The 21,437-nt window shown below is 73.1% G+C and carries 18 protein-coding genes; 10 read left to right on the forward strand and 8 right to left on the reverse strand.

Features of this window, described 5'->3' with window-relative positions; translation table 11 throughout:
• Window positions 1–149 precede the first annotated feature (149 nt).
• Together IE237_RS28920 and IE237_RS28925 are read left to right on the forward strand one after the other, a co-directional pair.
• The gene (locus tag IE237_RS28920) at window positions 150–299 is read left to right on the forward strand and encodes a CDGSH iron-sulfur domain-containing protein (RefSeq protein WP_370468313.1); all 150 of its coding nucleotides are present in this window, start codon (window positions 150–152) and stop codon (window positions 297–299) included.
• On the forward strand, window positions 296–1,333 hold the full coding sequence (locus IE237_RS28925; protein ID WP_189805055.1) for an iron-containing redox enzyme family protein: 1,038 nt from the start codon (window positions 296–298) through the stop codon (window positions 1,331–1,333). The genes IE237_RS28920 and IE237_RS28925 overlap by 4 nt, the downstream gene beginning before the upstream one ends.
• Before the next feature lie 193 nt (window positions 1,334–1,526).
• Here IE237_RS28925 and IE237_RS28930 read toward each other — a convergent pair whose 3' ends face one another.
• Complete coding sequence (locus IE237_RS28930; RefSeq protein WP_189805056.1) at window positions 1,527–3,152, reverse strand: phospholipase D family protein; 1,626 nt, start codon at window positions 3,150–3,152, stop codon at window positions 1,527–1,529.
• 271 nt (window positions 3,153–3,423) lie between these two features.
• Between IE237_RS28930 and htpX the strand changes: the two genes are divergently transcribed.
• Both htpX and pspAB read left to right on the forward strand, forming a co-directional pair.
• Window positions 3,424–4,341, forward strand: coding sequence for a zinc metalloprotease HtpX (gene htpX / locus IE237_RS28935; protein WP_189805057.1), 918 nt, complete (start codon window positions 3,424–3,426; stop codon window positions 4,339–4,341).
• Between the two features lie 5 nt (window positions 4,342–4,346).
• Window positions 4,347–5,057: a PspA-associated protein PspAB gene (gene pspAB, locus IE237_RS28940; RefSeq protein ID WP_189805058.1), complete on the forward strand. Its 711-nt coding sequence runs from the start codon at window positions 4,347–4,349 to the stop codon at window positions 5,055–5,057.
• A gap of 37 nt (window positions 5,058–5,094) precedes the next feature.
• Here the strand turns inward: pspAB and IE237_RS28945 are convergent, their stop codons facing one another.
• Window positions 5,095–5,940, reverse strand: a complete 846-nt coding sequence (locus tag IE237_RS28945; RefSeq protein WP_189805059.1) for an SDR family NAD(P)-dependent oxidoreductase — start codon at window positions 5,938–5,940, stop codon at window positions 5,095–5,097.
• A gap of 130 nt (window positions 5,941–6,070) precedes the next feature.
• Here IE237_RS28945 and IE237_RS28950 point away from each other — a divergent pair, with 130 nt between their 5' ends.
• The 4 genes from IE237_RS28950 (at window position 6,071) to IE237_RS28965 (ending at window position 11,100) form a co-directional block, all read left to right on the forward strand.
• Complete coding sequence (locus IE237_RS28950) at window positions 6,071–6,646, forward strand: TetR/AcrR family transcriptional regulator (protein ID WP_189805060.1); 576 nt, start codon at window positions 6,071–6,073, stop codon at window positions 6,644–6,646.
• Between the two features lie 133 nt (window positions 6,647–6,779).
• Window positions 6,780–7,256 (forward strand): YybH family protein, encoded by a 477-nt coding sequence (locus IE237_RS28955; RefSeq protein ID WP_189805061.1) that lies wholly within the window; start codon window positions 6,780–6,782, stop codon window positions 7,254–7,256.
• A 128-nt stretch (window positions 7,257–7,384) separates the two neighbouring features.
• Complete coding sequence (locus tag IE237_RS28960; protein ID WP_229842951.1) at window positions 7,385–9,409, forward strand: hydantoinase/oxoprolinase family protein; 2,025 nt, start codon at window positions 7,385–7,387, stop codon at window positions 9,407–9,409.
• Window positions 9,406–11,100, forward strand: coding sequence for a hydantoinase B/oxoprolinase family protein (locus IE237_RS28965; protein ID WP_189805063.1), 1,695 nt, complete (start codon window positions 9,406–9,408; stop codon window positions 11,098–11,100). The genes IE237_RS28960 and IE237_RS28965 overlap by 4 nt, the downstream gene beginning before the upstream one ends.
• Before the next feature lie 102 nt (window positions 11,101–11,202).
• Here IE237_RS28965 and IE237_RS28970 read toward each other — a convergent pair whose 3' ends face one another.
• The 6 genes from IE237_RS28970 to IE237_RS28995 all read right to left on the reverse strand — a co-directional run bounded on the left by IE237_RS28970 (window position 11,203) and on the right by IE237_RS28995 (window position 18,546).
• Entirely contained in the window at window positions 11,203–12,717 is a 1,515-nt protein-coding gene (locus IE237_RS28970) for a PucR family transcriptional regulator (protein ID WP_189805064.1), read from the reverse strand.
• Complete coding sequence (locus IE237_RS28975) at window positions 12,714–13,850, reverse strand: S-methyl thiohydantoin desulfurase family protein (protein ID WP_189805065.1); 1,137 nt, start codon at window positions 13,848–13,850, stop codon at window positions 12,714–12,716. The genes IE237_RS28970 and IE237_RS28975 overlap by 4 nt, the downstream gene beginning before the upstream one ends.
• The gene (locus IE237_RS41395) at window positions 13,847–15,178 is read right to left on the reverse strand and encodes a hydantoinase/oxoprolinase family protein (RefSeq protein ID WP_189805066.1); all 1,332 of its coding nucleotides are present in this window, start codon (window positions 15,176–15,178) and stop codon (window positions 13,847–13,849) included. The genes IE237_RS28975 and IE237_RS41395 overlap by 4 nt, the downstream gene beginning before the upstream one ends.
• 51 nt (window positions 15,179–15,229) lie before the next feature.
• On the reverse strand, window positions 15,230–16,579 hold the full coding sequence (locus IE237_RS28985; protein WP_229842952.1) for an MFS transporter: 1,350 nt from the start codon (window positions 16,577–16,579) through the stop codon (window positions 15,230–15,232).
• A gap of 193 nt (window positions 16,580–16,772) precedes the next feature.
• A complete protein-coding gene (locus IE237_RS28990; protein WP_189805067.1) occupies window positions 16,773–17,615 on the reverse strand; it encodes a hypothetical protein in 843 nt (280 codons plus the stop codon).
• Between the two features lie 55 nt (window positions 17,616–17,670).
• Window positions 17,671–18,546 carry a universal stress protein gene (locus IE237_RS28995; RefSeq protein WP_268253747.1) on the reverse strand — a complete coding sequence of 292 codons (876 nt, stop codon included), beginning with the start codon at window positions 18,544–18,546 and terminating at the stop codon, window positions 17,671–17,673.
• Between the two features lie 309 nt (window positions 18,547–18,855).
• On the opposite strand from IE237_RS28995, the gene IE237_RS29000 reads away from it, so the two are divergent.
• Together IE237_RS29000 and IE237_RS29005 are read left to right on the forward strand one after the other, a co-directional pair.
• Window positions 18,856–20,385 carry a gluconokinase, GntK/IdnK-type gene (locus IE237_RS29000; RefSeq protein WP_189805069.1) on the forward strand — a complete coding sequence of 510 codons (1,530 nt, stop codon included), beginning with the start codon at window positions 18,856–18,858 and terminating at the stop codon, window positions 20,383–20,385.
• A 32-nt stretch (window positions 20,386–20,417) separates the two neighbouring features.
• Window positions 20,418–21,335: a cyclase family protein gene (locus IE237_RS29005; RefSeq protein ID WP_189805070.1), complete on the forward strand. Its 918-nt coding sequence runs from the start codon at window positions 20,418–20,420 to the stop codon at window positions 21,333–21,335.
• Window positions 21,336–21,437 lie beyond the last annotated feature (102 nt).

Below are 21,437 nucleotides of genomic sequence, written 5' to 3' on the forward strand. Positions count from 1 at the left end.
CGGGCGCCATCCCTGCGGCGGCCGGCGAAGCACCCGGCGCCACGGCCTCGCCGGCCACCTCCGCGACCGCCCCGGCCGTCTCGTGTCCCGCACGCCGTCCGGCCATCGACCCGCAGGGCCCGATCCTCGTCGAGGGCCCGGTGGAAATCATGCTCGAGGACGGGACCCGCGCCCGCTCCGACCGGTTCATGGTCGCGGTGTGCGCGTGCCGCCGCAGCCGCACGTATCCCTGGTGCGACACCAGTCACCGGTCCCGTGAGCGAACCGCCGCGCCCACCGAGGACAGGAGCCCCCGATGACCGGTCCCGGCCCGAGCGCCCAGGAGTCCGCCGCCGCCCCCCGCATCGTCGCCGCGCGGGGCGACCTGTCGGGCGCCGTGGAGAGGGCCCTGCGGACCGGCCGGCCACCCGCGTACACCGAGGCCAGCATCCGAAGGGCGGACCCCTGGGGAGAGGACCTCCAGCTCGCCCTGTACCTGCTGTACGAACTCCACTACCGGGGCTTCGAGGGCGTCGACCCCGATCGCGAATGGGACCCGGACCTGCTGCGTCTGCGGCGGGAGTCGGAAGCCCTGTTCCTCCACGCGCTGCGCACCGCGCTCCCCGATGCGCCCCGATCCGTCGACGAGGCCTTCGCCCCGCTGCTCGTCGAACGGGTGGATCCGGCCGACAGCGTCAGCCACTACCTGGAAACCGACGGCGAGCTGTGGCAGGTGCGCGAGTACGCCGCCCTGCGCTCCCTCTACCACCTCAAGGAGGCGGACCCGCACGCCTGGGTCATCCCGCGGCTCACCGGCCGGGCCAAGGCCGCGATGGTGGCCGTCGAGTACGACGAGTTCGGCGCCGGTCACGCCGAACGCATCCACGCGCAGCTCTTCGCGGACCTCATGACCGACCTCGACCTGGACCCGGCCTACGGCCACTACCTGGACCACGCCCCCGCCCCCCTGCTCGCCACGGTCAATCTCATGTCCCTCTTCGGACTCCACCGGGCCCTGCGCGGAATGCTGGTCGGTCACTTCGCCTGCGTCGAGGTCACCTCCCCGCCCGGCTCCCGAAGGCTCGCCAAGGCCATGCGACGCTGCGGCGCGGGACCGGCGGCCGAGCACTTCTACGCGGAGCACGTCGAAGCGGACGCCGTCCACGAACAGGTCGTACGGCGTGAGGTCATCGGCGGGCTCCTCGCCGACGAACCCGCCCTGGAGCCGGACGTCGCCTTCGGGTGCGCGGCCACCGTCCTGCTCGAGAACGAGCTCGGCGCACGGATGCGCACAGCGTGGTCGGCGGGGCGCTCCGCGCTCCGCAGCCCCCTGCCCCCGTACGCCAGGAGCTGACCGTGGCGGGCGGCGGCTTCGCGGACGTACTCGACCACCCGACGTACGCCGTCACGGCGGCAGCGGACGGCGAGCGGGGCGGCTGCCTGGTGGGCTTCGCGTCGCCACACGGCGCCGGTCCTGGACGACTCCTGCGCCTGGCTCGTGAGCCGGGTGCGGGAACGCGTCGACGGAGGAGACCGCGTCGGCGTGCTCAGAACGTGTTGCCGCGCCGCAGACGCAACGGGCGGCCGTCCGGATCGACCAGAACGTGGTGCAAGGGAGTCGCCCACGCGCGCTGCGCCCCGGACAGATCCGGGGGTGTGTAGCGGCGCAGGCGGCCCGCCGGGCGTGGACCTACGCGGCCGGCTTCATGCCATGCGTCGAGTGCCGCGGCAGCCTCCTCGAAGGCACCGAAGGCGCTCGCCGGGTCGCACAGTGCGTCCGGCACCGCTGCCGCCCCCTGCCCCGAGGCCCCTTGCGCGTCCAGGTGCTCACGCATCAGCCCGAGGCGCAGCTCTCGGGCGAAGACGCGCGCGCCGTCCCCGAGCCCTCCGGGGTCGCGTGGCTGCCGCTGGTCCAGGGTCTCGTCGACGACGGCGCAGCTGAGTTCCGAGTCGTGGGTCCACGAGCGGAGGTTGATGTTGTCGGAGCCCACGGAGGCCCACACGTCGTCGATCACGCACACCTTGGCATGCACGTACACAGGGGTCCCGGCGTGGTTCTCCAGTCCGTAGACCGCGACCCGGTCGCCGCCGGCGCGACGCAGCTCGTCCAGAGCCGTGATCCGTCCCACCAGGTTCATGGGCAGGGTGAGCCTGCCGTCCTGGTCCGGGAACGTGGGGACGACTCCGATCATCAGCAGTCCGGGGTACCTGGCCAGAGCCCGGGCGAAGCAGGCCACCACCCTGGGGGACCACAGGTACTGGTCCTCGACGTAGATCAGCGCCCGGGCCCGTCGCACCGCCTTGAGGTACCCCCGTGCGATGCTCCGTTCTCCGTCGGGGGCGAAGGGATACCCACGCAACAGGCGGTTCGGATAGGTGCGGAGCAGCTGCACGGTGTGCGTGCCGCACGGAACGGGATCGGGGGGCTGCGGCGGCAGGCTGTCCGCGTCGGTGTCCTCGCGGTGGATCAGCGCGCGCACGCGGGTGGCCGGGCTGCGACTGAGCGGAGCGGGGTCCTGCCAGCGTTCGCGGAACACGGCCTCGACGTCGCCGACGACCGGGCCGCGAAGGGCGAGCTGCACATCGTGCCACGGCGGGTGCGGGCCGTAGGCGGAGGCCAGGGGAAGCGACTGACGGTCACCGGAGTGGGTGGCGTCGTCGTTCCGGTTGTGGCAGAGGTCGATTCCTCCGACGTACGCCACATCCAGCTCCGGGCGGCCGGGGTGACGCAGCACCACCATCTTCTGGTGGTGCGAGCCTCCGGGCCGCACCCGCATGTCGAGCAGGCACTCGCCGCCCGCCTCCTCGATCTCCGCGCCGAGGCGGCGGTTCTCCTTCTCGCTGAACCGGAGACTGTCCAGGTGGGAGCGCCACAACAGCCCCTTCACGACGACGTGCCGTCCGGCCGCCCCGCGCAGAACCGTGCCGATCTCCGTGCCCTGACCGGCGAGCCGCTCGTCACGGTCGCCGCGCCAGTCGGTGAACAGGAGCAGGTCTCCGGAGCGCATGGCACGGATGGCCGTCAGGAGTTCCGTGAAGTACGCGGCGCCGTGAACCAGGGCGTGTGCCTGATTCCCCTCGGACCAGGCCTTCCCGTCCTGGCGGCGCTTGTCCAGGCGTGTCGCGGAATTTCCGCGTTCGCCCGGGGTCAGAAGCCACTCCGCGCGCGTCACGTCGTCGACCCTCCAAGACGCTCCTGCCACCGGCTGCGGCGGACGGGATGCCGCAACCCGTTCAGCTCTCCCGAGTCCCGTCGGCGCCCTCACCTTTCAGCCTCCCACTCCACGACGACGGCGGCTCGGTCTGCCGGACGGTGTGCGGGCGCCGGCAGACCGGAGAGCGTCCGTTCCCGCGTGCGGGGGAGCACACTGGCAGGAGGGGGCGGAAGGCTTGCCCCGCCCGGGGTTCGGCCGGTCCCGCCCGCTCGTGGAAGAGGGTGCGCGGATGCCCAGAACTCGGTCCTCGTCCCGCTCGCGCTACGCCCCGGACCGGGGGCTCGCGACGCGCATGGCGACGACGATGTTCCTGATCGGCCTGCTGTACGTGGTCTTCGTCGGCGTCCTGCTGGTCCTGCTGCGCGGATCCTGGCCGATCATCCTGCTGATCACGGGCGCGCTGTTCGTCGGGCAGTTCTGGTTCAGCGACCGGATCGCCGCGCTGGGCATGGGAGCGCGCGAGGTGACCCGCGAGCAGGCCCCCGAGTTGCACGGCACCGTGGACCGGATCTGCGCGCTGGCCGACATGCCGAAGCCGAAGGTGGCGATCGCCGAGAGCGACGTGCCGAACGCTTTCGCCACCGGCCGCGGCGAGAAGACCGCGCTGGTCTGCGTCACGACCGGCCTGCTGCGACGCCTGGAGCCGGAGGAGCTGGAGGGAGTCCTCGCGCACGAGATGTCGCACGTGGCGCACCGGGACGTCGCGGTCATGACCATCGCGTCCTTCCTCGGCGTCCTCGCGGGGATGATGACGCGGGTCGCGCTCTACAGCGGTCTCGGCCGCAGCCGGGACAGCACCATGGGCCTCGCCGTGATCCTCGTCCCGGTGGTCAGCGCGGCCGTCTACGTCGTCAGTTTCCTGCTGACCCGGGTGCTGTCCCGCTACCGCGAACTGGCCGCCGACCGCGCCGCCGCGCTCCTCACGGGCCGCCCGTCGGCACTCGCCTCCGCGCTGACCAAGGTGAGCGGCGAGATGGCCCGGATCCCGACGAAGGACCTGCGGAAGGCGGAGCCGTACAACGCCTTCTGGTTCGCGCCGGCCTTCTCCTCCAAGGAGAGCCTGAGCCGGCTGCTCTCCACCCACCCCACCCTGGAGCAGCGGCTCGAGCAGCTCACGCGGATCTCGGCGCAGCTCGGTGGGGCGTGACGGCGGTGGGGCTTCTCGACAGCATCCTCGGGCGCAGCCGGCCGGTCCGGCCCGATCTGGACCGTCTCTTCGGACTGCCGGCCGCGGCGCTCACCCTTCAGGCCGGCACGGGCTTCGTCCCGGCCGGCGCCGGGTCGGTGTGCTTCGCGGCGGTGGAGGGCGGTGCCTTCGCGCGTCTGAAGGGAGACGTACGGGATCTCCTCGACGTCGAGGTGGTGCCAGGACCCGATCGGGGTGCGGGCGGCGGCGAGGGCCGGAGCGGCGGAGCGGGGGCGTACCCCGTGACGTACACCTCGGACGCGTACGGCTACACATGGCTCGCCGTACGGCGTCCCGCAGAGGACCTGATCACGCTGGTCAACGACCTGCACGCGGTCAACGCCCTCCTTGAGGAAGCCGGCTTCGGCCCCAATCTCCTCTGCTCCCTCACCGCGTTCCGCGCCCCGGCGGCCGCGGCACGAGGCCCGGTGCCGCAGGGACTCGGGACGGACGGCCCGGGAGCCGACGGCCACCGGGCGCATGACCTCGCGCTCGTGTACCTCTACAAGCGCGGCACCTTCTATCCCTTCGCGCCGCGCACCGATCGCGCCGAGAGCCGCGACAACACCCTTGAGCTCCAGGTCAGGGGCCTGCTCGCCGGCGACCTCGCGATGGAGCCGGACATGGAGCGGTGGTTCCCCGTCTGGGGCGCGCCGGGGCTCGGCGTGGCGGAGTGACTCGCGGGGCCTTGAGGGCCGTTCGGCCGGGAGGCGCTCAGCGGACCCAGGTGCCGGTGAGATTCCGGACCGCGGAGCCGTCCGGGTCGGCGAGCGTGGTGCCGACGAATTCGCGGGCCCACTCGGAGGTCTGGACGCGGAACGGGGGCTTGTTCCCGGCAAGGGCCTCGATGATGGGGGCCGCGGCCTCGAACGGCGTCTGAGCGTTGCCGAAGGACGTCTGGGTGCGGGCGAGGTACGCCTGGAGGGCCGGGGCGTACGGTCCGGCCGCGGCCAGCAGGGCCGGGATGTCCAGACCGATGTTGGCGACGAACTCGCTGGCCACCGCGCCCGGTTCGACCACGGTGACGTCGACGCCGACGGTGGCGGCGACGGGGTCGAGCGACTGCATGAAGCCCTCGACGGCGAACTTCGCCGCGCAGTAGGCCTCGTTGAAGGGCTGCCCGACCGCGCCGCCCACGCTGGTGACGGTGATCACCCGGCCCCGGGACGCCCGCAGGTGCGGCATGGCGGCGCGGGTGGCGGCGACCACGCCGAAGAAGTTGACCTCCATGGCGGCGCGGACGTCGTCGAGGGTCATCTGCTCGACGGTGTCGACCTGGGCGGCGCCGGCGTTGTTGACCAGTGCGTCGAGGCGGCCGTGCTCGGCGATCACCTCGTCCAGGCACGTGGCGATGCTGTCGGGGTCGACGACGTCCAGGCGCTTGACCTGGATCCGGTCGGTGACGGCGTGCTCGGCCGCGGCCTTGAGCAGGGCCTCGGCCTTTCCGGTGTCGCGCATGGTGGCGACGACGGTCCAGCCGGCCTGGGCGGCGGACACGGCGGCGGCCAGGCCGATTCCGGAGGACGTGCCGGTGATCAGAACGGTCTTCTCGCTGGCCATCAAGGGGCCTCCTTGCCTGTCGAACGGAGCACCGGCCCATAACCGGGGAACTCCCCATTTAAGACGGGAGGCTAACCGGGGAACTCCCCGGTTGTCCAGCTAGACTGGATCCCGACGAAGGGGAGCAGCCTTGACCACCCAGCCGAGCGTCTTGCGCGCCGATGCCCGCCGCAACCGGGAGCGCATCCTCGAAGCGGCCGTACGCGCCTTCTCCGAGAAGGGCGCGGACGTTCCGATCGACACGATCGCCAAGGCCGCCGGCGTCGGCTCGGCCACGCTCTACCGCCACTTCCCCACACGCGAGGCGCTGGTCGAGGCCGCCTACCGCAACGAGCTGGCCCGTGTCTGCGACAGCGCCGCCGAGCTGCTGGCCGACCTCCCGCCGGACCGTGCCCTGCGCCTGTGGATGGACCGGTTCATCGACTACCTGGCCGCCAAGCAGGGCATGGCGGACGCCCTGCGGGCCGCTGTCGCGTCCGGCGCGGACCCCTTCGCCGAGACCCTGGACCGGCTCGGCGCGGCCGTCGACTCCCTGCTCCGCGCGGGAGCCGACGCCGGACTCCTGCGCTCGGACGTCGATCCCTTCGACGTCGGCCTCAGCCTCGCCGGCGTCGCGCTGATCACCAGCTCGCCGGCCCAGCGGGACCGGTCCGGCCGCCTCCTCGACCTGCTCCTCGACGGGCTTCGCCACGGGGCGGACGGATAGCCCGCCCGCAAAGCCGCACTCCTGACGCCCGCCCCGGGGCGGGCGGGAAGCCGACCCACGTGTGTAGGTTGGCTGCCCGTCGCTGCCCCGCTCGACGCGATCTCTCTCCCCCACGGCTCCAGGAGGCCCCGCCATGCCCGCGTTCCCCTCGCCCCCCGCCGGCGCCCGCCCCGGCGCGACCCCTGAGACGGCAGCCGCCGTATGGCAGGTGATCACCGACATGTACGAGGCCTACTCGGCCGGGGATCGCGCCCGGATCGACGCCTGCCTGGACCCGGAGGCGACCGTGTGGGATTCCGCGACCGCCGGGCTGCTCTTCGGGAAGGCGGATCTGGACCGGGTGCGCGAGGAACGCCCGGCCGGTGGTGAGGGGCCGGTGGAGACCGGGCTGGAGCCGTACGGGCAGGTCGTGGACGTCTTCGGTGCCCTCGCGGTGCTGCGCTTCTGGCTGCGGGTGGACTTCGCGCCGGACCCGTCGGCCGGTGAGCTGCGCCCCGAGTCGGTCCGCAACACCGCGGTCCTCCAGCGGGGCGTCGACGCGAAATGGCGCATCGTCCACCTGCACGAGGACGTGCAGCAGCCGGGCGGCGTCCCGGTCGGCGATCACTGAACCGGGCACGGCGCACTGTGGCGGCCCGCCACCCGTGCGCCGCGCACAGCCCTCCCCGGAAGCCTCGGGCTAGCGTCCTCGGCGATCCCCTGAGAAAGCCGGGAGGCGCAATGACATACCGGGTGGCCATGGACATCGGTGGAACCTTCACCGATGTCGTCGCCTATGACGAACACAGCGGTACCTACTTCGCGGCCAAGGCGCCCACGACCCCGGGTGACCTGGCCGAGGGAGTCTTCGCCTCGCTGGGCCGGGCGGTGGACTCGCCCGGCGACATCTCCTTCTTCGTGCACGGCACCACGCAGGGCCTGAACGCCCTGCTGGAGCGCAAGGGCGCCCGCGTCCTGCTGCTCACGTCGGCCGGGATGCGGGACGTCTACCACATCGCCCGAGGCAACCGGGACCGGATGTTCGACCTGCACTACCGCAAGCCGAAGCCGCTGGTCGAGCGCTGCGACACGATGGAGGCGGGCGGCCGCTTCGACTGGCGCGGCACCGAGCTCGAACCCCTGGACGAGGACGCCGTACGGGCCGCCGCCCGACGTGCGAAGGACGAGGGCTTCGACGCGGTCGCCGTCTCGTTCCTCTTCTCGTACGTCAACCCGGACCACGAGCTGCTGGCCGGGAAGATCCTGGAACAGGAGCTCGGCGAGGACGTCGTCGTGGTGCTGTCGCACCAGGTGGCGGGCGAGTGGCGCGAGTACGAGCGGACGAGCTCGGCCGTCCTGGAGGCGTACACGGGCCCCGTGGTGCGCCGCTATCTGGGCCGGATCGAGGGGCGGTTCACGGAGCACGGCCTGACCGTCCCGGTCCAGGTGATGCAGTCCTCGGGCGGCATCGTGAACGCCGCCTACGCCCGCCGCCACCCCTTGCAGACCCTGCTGTCCGGACCGGTCGGCGGCACCATGGGCGGTGCGGCGGCCGCGGGCCTGCTGGGCCGGCGGAACGCGATCTGTGTGGACATGGGTGGCACCTCCTTCGATGTGTCGCTGGTCCTCGACGGCCGTCCCGACGTCTCCAACGAGGGCTCGGCGGACGGCTTCCCGGTCCTGATGCCCCTGGTCAACCTGCAGACGATCGGCGCCGGCGGCGGCTCCCTCGCCTATGCCGAGGCCGGTGGCCTGCGCGTGGGCCCGGAGTCCGCCGGAGCCGTCCCCGGCCCGGCCTGCTACGGGCGCGGCGGCACCCAGGCCACCGTGACCGACGCCAACGCGGTGCTCGGACGCGTCGACCCGGACTGGTTCGCCGGCGGCCACATGACGCTCGACGTGGCCGCGGCCCGGCACGCCGTCGCGGCTCTCGCCGGTGAGCTCGGTCTCGAACCGGTGGAGCTGGCGAGCGGGATCTGCGATGTCGCCAACGCCAAGATGGCCCAGGCGATCCGTACCCTCACCGTCGAACACGGCCTGGAGCCCGGCGAGTTCGTTCTGCTGGCGTTCGGCGGCGCGGGCCCGATGCACGCCGTGGAGATCGCCCGCGAGCTCGGCATCGGCGAGGTCGTCGTGCCGCGCTTCCCCGGCGCGTTCTCCGCCTGGGGCATGCTCGGCACCGAGGTCCGCCGCGACCTCACCCGCCAGTTCTTCACCCCTGGCGCCGACCTGGACGGGGAGGCCATGGCCCGCGCACTGGCCGACCTGGAGCACGAGTCGCTGGCCGCACTCGCCGAGCAGGGCGTCCCCGTGGAGCGGCAGCGGGTCGAACACGTCGTCGAGATGCGGTACGAGGGCCAGGACTACACCCTCGCCGTGCCGCTGCTCGCCGCCGCCGAACCGGCCGGCGAGGACTTCCTCGCCGATGCCGCCGAGCGCTTCGCCGCGCTCCACGAACGCCGCTACGGGCACGCGACGCCCGAGGCGCCCGTCGAGTTCGTCACCCTGCGCAGCACCGCGCTCGGCGCGCTGCCCGAGACCGCACCGGTGCCGTACGCCGCCGACGAGGCCGCCTCCGACACCGTCCGGCAGCGGCCGGTCGTATTCGGCGGGCAGTCGTACGACACCACCGTTCTGCGCCGCGAGCGGCTCGCGCCCGGGCAGCGCGTCGACGGTCCCGCGGTCATCGTGGAGGCCACCTCCACCACCGTCGTCCCCCCGGACTCGTCGGTCACCGTCGACGAGAACGGCTTCCTCGTCATCAAGGTTGGAGCCACGGCATGACCGACACCGGCAGCCGGGTCGTCGACCCGGTCACCACCGAGATCATCCGCTGCGCGCTGCTGCAGGCCGCGGAGGACATGAACACCACCCTCATCCGGTCCTCCTACACGCCCACCATCTACGAGGCGAAGGACTGCGCGGTCGCCCTCCTCGACCGGGACCACAACGTGCTCGGCCAGTCCTCGGGCCTGCCGATCTTCCTGGGCAACCTGGAGGTGTGCACCCGGGCCACCGAGGAGACGTACGGCGCGGACGTCTGGAAGCCCGGAGACGTCTGGGTCCTCAACGACTCCTACATCGGCGGCACCCACCTCAACGACGTCACCGTCTACGCACCGATCTTCACCGAGGACACCGCCGACGGTGAGCTGATCGGCTTCGCCGCGTCCCGTGCGCACTGGATCGACATGGGCTCCAAGGACCCCGGCGGTTCGATGGACTCCACCTCGATCTACCAGGAGGGCCTGCGGATGGGCCCGACGAAGATCTACGAGGGCGGCGAACCCTGCGAGCAGGCGCACGCGTTGATCGCCCGCAACGTCCGCTTCCCGCAGCCGACCCTCGGGGACATGCGCGCCCAGGTGGCCTGTGCCCGTACCGGTGCGCGGCGGTTCGCCGAGATCGTCCGCCGCTGGGGGCTGCAGACCGTCCTCGCCGCGCGGGACGCCATCTTCACGCAGACCGAGCGGCTGGAGCGGGAGCAGATCGCCGCCATTCCCGACGGTGTCTACGAGGCGACCGGCCACCTGGACAACGACGGCGTCGACCTGCGTACTCCCCTGCACGTCACCGTACGCGTCGAGATCGACGGCGACCGGATGACGATGGACGTCACCGACTGCGCCGACCAGGCCACCGGGCCGGTCAACTGCGGTGCGGCGCAGACCGTCGCCGCCTGCCGGGTCGGCTACAAGCTGCTGGTCAGCGGTGATGTCCCGCTCAACGGCGGTTCCTTCCGGCCGCTGGACGTGGTCACCCGGCCGGGCACCATGCTCGCCGCCGTCGAGCCGGCGGCCTGCCAGTACTACTACTCCCACCTCGGCCTTGTCATCGACCTGGTGGTGAAGGCACTGGCGCCGGCGGTGCCCGCGCGAGCCGCCGCCGCCAGCTACGGCGACTCGATGATCGTGCAGTTCACCGGCACCGACCCGCGCAACGGCAGGCTCTTCGTCTCCCAGGAGGCGACGGTCGGCGGATGGGGCGCCTGGCAGACCGACGACGGTGAGTCCTGCCTGATCAACAACGTCAACGGCTCTCTGCGGGACATGCCCGTCGAGGTGCTGGAGACGCTGTTCCCCGTACGGGTCACCGAGTACGCGGTCCGTGCCGACTCCGGCGGGGCGGGCCGCACCCGCGGCGGCAACGGCGTGGTGCGCCAGTACACGTTCGAGGCCGACCAGAACCTGTCGCTGTGGTGGGAGCGTTCCGTGACTCCCGCGTGGGGTGTCTTCGGCGGCGGCACCGGCGCTGCGCCCCGCGTCGTCCTCAATCCCGGCCGGGACGGCGAGCGCGAACTGCTCAAGGCGAACGCGCTGGCCGTGCGCCGGGGCGACGTGCTGCGGTGCGAGAGCGGCGGGGGCGGCGGCTTCGGTCCCGTCGCGGAGCGCCCCGCCGAGGCGGTCCGGGAAGACCTCCGGCAGGGCCTGCTGAGCCGTGAGCGGGCAGCGTCCGCCTACGGCGTGGAGTCCTGACCTCCCACCGCTCCGCCTCCCCCTGAACCGGGCCCGGTTGCCGAATCCCCCTCGGCGACCGGGCCCTCCCCCGTCGTGGCCGCGGTCGGCGCCGCTTCCCCCTCAGGGCTCGGTCAGCAGGACGCGGCAGGCCAGGTGCAGTGCGAGTCGCTGGGCGGGGTCCTCGGGGTCGAAGCCGAGCGAACGGATGCGCTCCAGGCGCGCCGCGACCGTGTTCCGGTGGACACCGAGGAGCTCCGCCGCCGCCGAGGGGGCGGCGCCCTGGTCCAGGACGACCGCCAGCGTACGCAGCAGTGTTCCGTCCCGGTCCGCGGCGAGCAGCGGGGCCAGCACGACCTCGGCGGGCCGCCGCAGCGCCTCCGCGGGCAACGCGGACAGCAGTTGGGCGGGCCCCATACGGTCGGCACGGACCACCGACCCGGGTACGGCGGCGACGGCCGCAGCGGCTCTGGCGTCGGCGAGCGCCACGCCCAGCGTGCCGGTGTCACCGGCCGGACCTGCGACTCCCCCGGCGAGCGGCAGGTGGTCACCGATCGCCCGGACAGCCGTACGCAGCTGTGCCTCGCCCTGCCGCAGCCACACCTCCGGGTCGGGGACCGGACTGCCGACTGCCGCCGAACGCCATGACACCCAGCAGTCCTCGTACGCGATGAGCGGTCCGCCGATGCCGTACCTGGTCCAGAGCGCACGCAGCGCGGGTCCCGGCAGGGGCGCGGCGCCGGCGTCCGCGGCGACGGCCGGCCGCAGGGCGAACGCGATCAGAGGCCCGGCCAGCGGCCAGCCGAGCGCCGCGGCCTCGGCCCGGATGCGGGTACGTGTCTGCTCGTCCTCGCCCTCAGGGGGGTGCGTCAGCTGGTGCAGCAGCATCTCGCTGCGGCGGGCGAGGTGTTCCTCCGCGAGGCGGCGGGTCGCGGCCCATGCGGTCAGTGGGGGTACCGCCATCCGCAGCACTGCTTCGACCGTCGACGCCCAGCCCGCCTCCCCGGAGCGGGAGTCGGCCACGAGAACCGCGAGCGGGTGTCCGTCGGGCCCGGGCACGTCCAGCCGCACCGGGTGCGCGGAGTCGAGTGCCGCCCGCCGCCCGGCCAGCATCCCGCCCACCGGATCGGTGAGGGCCAGGGACGTCGAGGGCAGAGCCGCGTGCAGCGCGGTCAGTACGCGCTCGACGTGCGGGCCGGCGGCGGCGAGGCGCTGGGCGGCGTCGGCCAGCAGCGCGGTCCGGCCCGCGTCCGGCCGGGACACGGCGGAGGCGATCCGTACGGCGCCCTCCAGCGCGTCGCCGCCGATCAGCAGCAGCGGAACGCCGAGGCGGTCCGCGAGTGCGCCCGGCGGATGCACGGCCGCCGCCGTGTCGGGTACCACCACGCAGGCGGCCGCCTGCTCCCAAGCCTTGCGCAGGGCGATCTCCACGGTCCATCCCGACCGGGCCAGCGCTTCGGTGAGGACGACCGCGGTGTGTGGACGCAGGTGGTCGAGGGCTTCACGCCGGTCGACGATGCGCACGTCCAGGACCTGGGTGCCGCGCCCCGTCGTGCCGAGTATGCGTACGCCGGGCAGCGGGCCGTACTGCACCAGCTCCGCGACGGTCATGGGTGCGGACAGGTCGGGACGTCTCACCACCGGGTCTCCTCGGGTCGTTCCGCGTCCGGGCGTTTCATCTGCCGCGCATCCGGTTCATGGTCCGGGCTCAGCAGGAGGAGCCCACCGGCAGCCGCCAGTCGGCGTCCCTGCGGGGTGTGCCAGGCGGGCGCGGCGGGGATCACGACGATCTCCACCTCGATGCCGGGCAGGGCACGCTCGACGTCCAGCACCCGCTGGTCGGCTGCCGAGAGCATCAGGATCTGGTCCGGCGCGGCCGCGGCCGGTGCGCCGTCGGCGAGGACCAGCAGTGCCTCGTTGTGTGCCTCCAGACGGAACCGTCTGTGCAGGCCCTCGGTCTCGGAGACGACCACACTGGTCGGCCGGGACGGCAGCGCCGTGCCCCCGGTGGTGTCCGGTCCCGGCGTCGCGGGGTGCTCCACGGCGGTGATCCGCCCGATGCCCAGTCGACGGGGCCGCGGCTGCCACAGCGTGAAGGGGTCGCCCTGCGTCGGGCGTCCCGCCGCCAGGGCCCGGCTCACGGTGCCGGGAACCACGGCGGCCGCGAGCCGTTCGCCGTCCATGGCGTAGCAGGCGGCGACCGCCCAGCCTCCGGCCGCGAGGACCAGCGGCCGTACGAGCTCCTCCACGCGACTGCCGGCGGCGTCCACGACGACCACGTCCCCGGCGGGCGTGGCCAGGGCGACCGGGGCGACATCGACCCCGGCGATGGTGAACGTGGTCTGTTCCAGCAGGGGGAGCACACGTCCGCAGCCGTCCCCGTCCACCAAGGGGAGTCCGCAGGACGCCGCTGTGACGACTGCGAGCAGGGCGTTCTCGGCCGCGGTGTTGAGGGGCACGACGGCGTCCGCGGCCCTGCCCAGGCGGCGCTCCAGCGCCCGGACCGCCCGGCGGGGCTCCTCGCCCGTGGGCAGCTGCTCGGCGAGGGCGGCCGAGGAGCCGAGCATGCTGACCGTGACACACATCCGCCCGGAGCCCAGGTCGCCGGGGTGGATCAGCGGCACCGGCCCGTGCTCCGCGAGGGCCGCCCGCGCCCAGTCGAGGCTCGCCCGGTGCGAGGAATGCTCGGCGCCGGCCGCGAGCACCAGCGCCCCTCGGGCGAGATCCTCCAGCCGTGCCGCGTCCAGCGCGGTCTCCTCCCCGGGCGTCATGTGCGTCGTCCACGGGGCGTGACGGGATTCCCCGAGGGGGATCCGACGGCGCGGACGCGGAGGCGGTGGACGCCCTCGGGCAGGTAGGACACGGGGGTGTGGGCGGCGAACGCGACGCGGGCGGTCGCCGGGGCGGCACCGGCGGCGACGACCCGGGCCATGGCCTGGTCACCGGCGAGCCCGAGGAGCCGGTCCAGTTCGGCGCGGCCGCCGGCGACGGCGACCTGATCGACTTCGGCGACGATGTCCGAGCGGGCGGCTCCGTAGGCCGCGGCGGCGATGGCGGCCGCCGGATCCTGGGCTCGGACGGGTACCAGCCCGCAGTCGCCGCCCGCCGCGAGGAGCACACCGCCGGGGGCCCGTCGCCGGACCCTGGCCACCAGGTCGGCGACCTGCTCGGAGCCGGTCCGGACCAGGTCGGCGCGGGGCAGCACGTCGGTGCGGATCCGGGCCAGGTCCAGGTCGACGCCGCCGGGCCCCGGGCCGGCGTCGGAGCTTTCCGCTTCGCCGTCGGTGACGCTCGCGCACCGGAATTCCGTGGCCCCGGCGTCGACGACCACGGCGCGGTCCGCCCCGGCCGCGAGCGCGGCCCCCCGCACGGCGCTCGCCGTGGTGGAGGCGATGGCGAGGACCGGGTAGTGGCGGAAGTACGCGACGGAGACCAGTCCGCCGGTGTTGCGGGCCAGGTGCAGCGGCGCCCGGAGACCGCCGACGCGCAGGGCGCGTTCGGCCGTGTCGCTCACGCGTGCCGCCCACGGCCGCAGGGCTGCGTTGAGGACGCCGGTGTTCTCGCGTTCCCGCAGCCCGGACCGCCCGAGCTCGTGCGACAAGGTGATCTCCGCGCCGGGCACGGCTTCGGCGATGATCTCGGCGGCGGCGAGCTCGGGGTCGGGGCGGGTCAGTGCGCCGGCCGCGGCGACCGAGAAGGCGGTGACACCGTCGTCGGCGGCCCGCTGCGCGAAGTCCCTGACCGCCGCCCGGTCGAGCGGAGCGAGTTGCCTCCCGGTGAGCGCGGATCCGCCCGGGACGACCGCGTGGAGCGTCCCCACCTCGCGGGCGGCCTGCGCGGGCCAGCCCGCGAGCGGTCCGAGGGACGGATGGCTGGGCGGGGCGATCCGCAAGGCGGCCACCGGTCGCAGCCGCGACGGGCGGCGCTCCAGGTCGGTGGTGAGGCCGACGGCGTCCACCTCACCGGTCCGGTCCCCGGGCAGCGCGGCGAGCACCGCCCGCAGACTCTCGCCGAGGCCGGGAACGCTGTCCACCACCGCGCGCGCCACCGTCCGGCCGTCCGGCCCGACCAGCACGGCGACGGTGGTGACGCGTCCCACGTCCACTCCCAGCCTCACCCGCATGATCCTGTCACCCTTCGCCCCTCTGCATCACTCCAGATCGCGGCCCTCGGTCTCCGGCAGCGGCACGGCCGCCACCAGCGCCACCACCAGGAACGCGGTGATGAACAGCACGGTGGAGGAGAACCCGGTGGCACGCGCCAGCAGGTACCCGACGGCCGACGGAGCGACCGAGGTGGAGATCAGCTGGGCCGCGGTGGCCCAGGAGTAGCCGGTGGCGCGCCATGCGGTCGGGTAGAACTCGCCGTTCCAGGTGTTCCAGACACCCCAGGCTCCGAGGCTGAAGAACGACAGGGCGAAGTTGGCGGCGTACAGCTGGGTGAGGCTGCCGGAGTACGCGAACAGCACGCCGCTGACCGCGGCGGCCGCCACGTACGGCAGGAAGACCTTCTTGCGGCCGAAGCGCCCGGTCAGGTACGAGGCCGAGGCGTAGCCGGGGATCATGAAGAGGGCGCTCAGCGCCACGAACCCGAGGCTGCCGGACATGCTCAGGCCCTTCTCCATGAGCAGCGTGGGCAGCCAGGTCTGCAGTCCCCAGTAGCCCCAGTTGAACGCGAAGTTCACGATCAGCATGAGCACGGTGATACGGAGCAGCCGGCCGCGCAGCAGGGCGAGGGGGTTGCCGGCCCGCTCGTGCTCGACCACGGCGAAGCGGGTGCCCTCGGGGACCTCGGCGCCGAGCTTCAGGAGCACCGCCCGGGCTTCGGTGTGCCGGCCGCGGGCGGCCAGCCAGTACGGCGACTCGGGCACCCAGGCCCGGATCGCGAACACCCACAGGGCGGCCAGCGCGCTGGCCATGGCCACGACGTGCCAGCCCATCCCGGACAGCGCCTGGGTCACCCCCACGGCGGCGAGCACGCCGATGGGCCAGCCGATCGACAGGTAGACCGCGGCCCGGCCGCGCAGCCTGACCGGGAGCAGTTCGAGGAAGTAGGGGAAGGTGACGGTGTAGATGCCGGCCAGGGCCATCCCCGAGATCACCCGGGTGATCATCAGCGTGGTGAAGTCCGGCGAGAAGGCGCTGGCCAGCGCCACGGCGCCGTACGAACCGAGGCTCCACAGGCACACGGCGCGGCGTCCGATGCGGTCGGCGACCGGCCCCCATACGAGCGCGCCGGGGATCATGCCGAGGGCCACGGCCGACAGAACCCAGCCGATCCGTCCGGCGTCGAGGGCGAAGGCCTCGCCGAGGTCGGCGGAGACGTAGACGAGAGCGAGCTGCTCCCACGATTCGATGACGAAGGCCATGAACAGCGCGAGGGCGATCAGCACGTGGGCCTTCCCGAACGGCATGCGTTCGAAGTAGGCACCCATGGGCTGCGGACCGTCGGCCCCGTCCGGGACTCCGGCGGTTCCGGACTGTACTGAGACTGCGCTCATCGGCTGCCCTCCTGGCACTGGTACCGAGACGCACACCATCGGGTTCGGTGTGAATGCGAGGCACCATAAACAGGCCATCACGGCCGGAACCATGCTGCGAGCACAGCCACCCCGGCAGTGAGTGTGCCCGGCGCACAGACATCGGCCTGACGTCCCCCGCCGCAGGGACGGCGGCGGCCCGGGACGACCCGTCCTAGGGCCGTTCGAAGGCCTGCAGTACACCGCCGAGCGCGAAGCACAGCGCACCGCACAACGTCCCCCAGTTGGCGATGTCGGTGTTGATCAGGCTCTGGGTGCTGGGCCGGGTGAAGGCGGCCAGTGCGGAGATCATGAAGAGCACCGACCCGAACTGGTTCACCGCGACCACCCACCAGCCGAGGCTGCGCGAGTGGATGCAGGGCCGGGAGCGATGGCAGATCTCGGCGAACGCGAGATGGCCCGAAACCAGGAACAGCACGCACCCGACCACGTCGGGAGTCCAGATCAGCCGGTTGATCTGCTGGACGGAGAGCCCCTGCAGGAAGGAGTCCAGCAGGTTGACGCCGAACACGAGCGTTCCGGTGAACAGCACGAACGTACTGAGCCAGTCCAGACGCATCGGCTCGTACCCCCACCACCGCCAGCGGGTCGTCGCCAGTGAGCCGCCCCCTTCGGAGTGGCGGGGCGCGTTCAGGACCTGCAGGAGCGAGGTGTAGCCCCCCAGGTTGAAGAACAGTCCGCCCGCGAAGTAGATCGAGGCGCTCTCGACCGGGTCGCCCGAGCCGAACTGGGCGACCCCGGCGCCGAGGGCGAAGAGCAGTCCGCCGAGGAAGAACGCACCCGATGCGACGGCGTTGAGCCTCCGAAGACGAGCGAGGCCCTCGGCATCGGCCGACGTGGACCTGGCGACCGTGCCCCCGGGGCCGCGGACGGACAGCGCCCCGCGCTTGCGCGCGAGCCGTGACTCCCACACCACCGTCTGGCCCTCGGCGGGGTGCCAGGTGAGCCGGGTGGTGAACGGTCCCGCGCCTTCGGCGCGGTGCTCAGTCGGTTTCACGACACGAGCCCGGGGACGTCGTCCTGTCTCCTCTGATGTCCGGTGTCCCCATCTGTCAGGCGTGCGGTACGACGGCGACAGGGCAGGAGGCGTGGTGGATCACGGCGTGGGTGACCGATCCGATGTGAGAGCCCCTGGCCGCCCTGCGCCGGCCGACGACCACGAGGCGGGCGTCCGACGCGGCCTCGATGAGATGCTCGGCCGGCCGTCCCGGAGCGGACACCTCCGTCACCGCCGTCCCCGGGAACCTGTCCCGGAACGGTCGAACCGCGCCGGCGAGTGCCGCCGCCTTCTCGTCCTTCGCGGCCGCGTCGGCGTGGTGGACGAAGGACTCGTGCCACGTGTGCACGATCTCCAGCGGAACGCGGTGCCGCCCGGCGAAATCGAACGCGAAGTGCAGGAGCTCCTCCTTGACGTCGTTCACGTCCAGACCGACGACCACCTTCCGGCGGCTGTCCTTCCCGGACCCGCCGGAGCTGTCCTTCTCGTATCCGGGGCGTACGAGGACCACAGGACGCTCCGCGTCCGCGATGACCTCCTGCCCCACCGAACCGACGATGAAGCCGCGCACGCTCCCCAGCCCGTGCGAGCCCACGACGAGCAGCTCCGCCTCGGCGGCGGCGGCGAGCAGCACGCTGACGGGCGCGTCCTCGACCTCGTCGGCGGTCAGGGCGAGGTCCGGCTGCCGGGACCCGACGCGCCGCTCGGTCTCGGCCAGCACGCCTTCCGCCGCGTCGGCGCGGTCCTCGTGCGACACCTTCATGGCGCCCAGCTGATGCTCCGCCCAGCGTGTGGCGTACACCAGTCGCAGGCCGTCGCCGCGCAGCGCCGCCTCGTCTGCGGCCCAGTCCACCGCCGCCACGCTTCCTTCAGAGCCGTCCACTCCCACAGTGACAGGTCGGGACACGCCGCTCTCCTCGCTTCGGGCCATCGTCGACAGGCCCTCACAGGGGGCCGACGGGCGTCCTTGTGCGAGAGCACTCGGTCGAGAAGCTACCGAGTCGCCGAACCGATGGCGTGCGCGGCGTTCGACGACGCCGCCGAAGTACCCCGTCCGGCGGAGGACACCGGGATGCCCGCCCCTTCGCCGTACGGGTGGGGGAACGCGCTCGTCCGGGGAGGTTCCTCCCGGCCGTTTCGCCCGTCTCTCCGACATGCGCCGGGGGACGACGGGGGTCAGATTGGAGGTGTCCGGCCCACCGGGCGGAGACACCTCGTCGAGCGGACGACGTGGAGGACCATGGCACGCGAAGAAGCGACCGACAGGCAGCCCCGTCTGGTGCTCGTCGTAGGCGTCGCCGGCTCGGGCAAGTCGACCGTGGGGCGCCTCCTCGCCGATCGGCTGGGCTGGACGTACCAGGACGCGGACGCGTTCCACTCCGAGGCCGACCGCGCCAGGATGGCCGCGGGCCATGCCCTCACGGAAAGCGAACGGGAGCCCTGGCTCGAAGCGGTCGGGGAGTGGATGGACCGGGCCACCGCGGCCGGTCGGCGGGCCGTCGTGGCCTGCTCGGCACTCAGGCGTGACTACCGGGACAGGCTGCTCGCAGGGCGTCCCGAAGCTGTTCTGGTGTACCTGCACGGCTCGCGCGAGCTGCTGGAGTCCCGGCTGGGCGCGCGCCGCGGCCACTTCTTCCCGGCGGACCTGCTGGACACCCAGCTCGCGGTCCTCCAGGAGCCGGGGCCGGATGAGCACCCGTTGGTGGTGGAGATCGACCAGTCTCCGGAGGCCGTCGTCACAGCCGTGCTGTCGCTGATGCACCGGGAATCAGCCGTCGGGGTACCGGCGGCCCCAGCGGACACGGACCGGGCCGCCCGTGCCGTCGCGGGCGACGGGCCCGCGGAGCCCCCCGGCCCCACGGGCGAGTCATGGCGGTTGGTTCACGGAGCACAGAGCGCGGTGGTCGTCCAGCTGGGCGGCGCCCTGCGCGACTACGTCGTGCACGGCCGGCCTCTGCTCGACGCGTTCCCCGCGGGGTCCGCCATCACGGGCGGACGAGGCCAGTTGCTCATCCCGTGGCCGAACCGTGTGGGCGACGGGCGCTACGACTTCGGAGGCAGGAGCCTGCAACTCCCCCTGACGGAGGTCGACAGGAACAACGCGATCCACGGACTGCTCCGCTGGACCCTGTGGAAACCCCTCGCCCGCACCGAGGACGCGTTGACGCTCGGCACGACGCTCTGCCCTCAGCCGGGGTATCCGTTCCTCGTGGAGGTCCGGGTCGAGTACCGGCTGGGGCCGGAAGGGCTCAGCACCACCGTCCACGCCACCGACACCGGGACGGAGCCCGCCCCTTACGGGGTGGGGCAGCACCCCTATCTGACGGTCGGCACCGAGCTCGTCGACCGTGCCCTGCTGACCGTTCCCGCCCGGTATCTGCTGCGTACCGACGAACGGGGTCTGCCGATCGGCCGGGAACCCGTCGACGGCACCCCGTACGACTTCCGCACCGCCCGCCCCATCGGCGGTCTGCGCCTGGACACCGCCTTCACCGGACTCGACCGCGCCCCCGACGGCCGGGCCGTCGTGCGGCTGGCGCATCCCTCGGGGCTGCGGGGCGTCGATCTGTGGCTCGGCGAGGGCACGCGGTACGTACAGGTGTACACGGGCGACACCCTGGCCGAACCCGAGCGGCGGCGCCGCGGTGTCGCCGTGGAGGCCATGTCCTGTCCGCCGGACGCCTTTCGCAGCGGCACGGATCTCACCCTGCTGGAACCGGGCGCCACGCATGTGCTCCGGTGGGGCCTCAGCCCGTGGGGGCCGCCGTGACCCCGCCCCCACCGCCCTCGGCCGTGCCGGGTATGAGCGCGCAGGACTTCCGGGCGCTCCACGAGCGACTGCGGCGGGAGTCCGCGCGGTCGGCGGTCGACCGGCGGCGTGGCGCGCTCCGCCATGTGACGCCCGAGCGGGTGGTGGCGGCCGTCGCGGAGGTCCGCCTCGGGCGTACGGTGTCGCTGGCCGCTCCGATCGAGACCGTGCCGGGCCCCGACGACCCCGAGCCCGCGGTGCACGTGATGACCGGGCCCGCTCCGGACGCACTCGGCGCGGACGGGCTGCACTTCGCCACCGACCGCTTCGCCATGAACGTGCACGGGGACGCGGACAGTCATCTCGACGCGCTCTGCCACGTGGTGCTCGACGGGGAGCTGTACGGCGGGGTGTCCGCGAGCAGTGTCACGCCCGAGGGTGCCCGTGCCCTCTCCGTCGAATCGGCCGCGAACGGCATCGTCGGCCGGGGTGTGCTGCTGGACATCCCGCGGCTGCGTGGCGTGCCCTGGCTGGAACCCGGCGACCAGGTGACCTCGGACGATCTGACGGCCGCCGAGGCCGCGCAAGGGGTCCGCGTCGGACCGGGAGACCTGCTGTTCGTACGGGTGGGACACCGTCTCCGCCGTACGGAACTCGGCCCGTGGAACGCGGCGACGGCCCGGGCCGGCCTCCATCCGGCCGCCGTGGGGTTCCTGGCCGAGCGGAAGGTGGCCGTCCTGGGCGGGGACGGCAACAACGACACCGCGCCCAGCACGGTGCAGGGCATCTCCTTCCCGGTGCACGTCCTGGCCGTCCATGCCATGGGCATCCCTCTGATGGACTACCTGCAGTTCGAGGACCTGGTCCCGGTCTGCGCGGAGACCGGGCGATGGAGTTTCCTGTGCGCGGTCGCCCCGCTGCGGCTGCCCGGAGCCACCGGCTCGCCGGTGAACCCGATCGCGGTGCTGTGACCGGCGGTGCCGGCCGGCGACCGCCGCTCCGGTCGCCGTCCAGAGGGAGGGCGGCTACGTTCGAACGGGTGGGACGCTCGGCCCCGCGCCGCGGGGAGAAGG

The sequence above is a fragment of the Streptomyces tanashiensis genome, from assembly GCF_014648895.1.
Classification (GTDB): domain Bacteria; phylum Actinomycetota; class Actinomycetes; order Streptomycetales; family Streptomycetaceae; genus Streptomyces; species Streptomyces tanashiensis.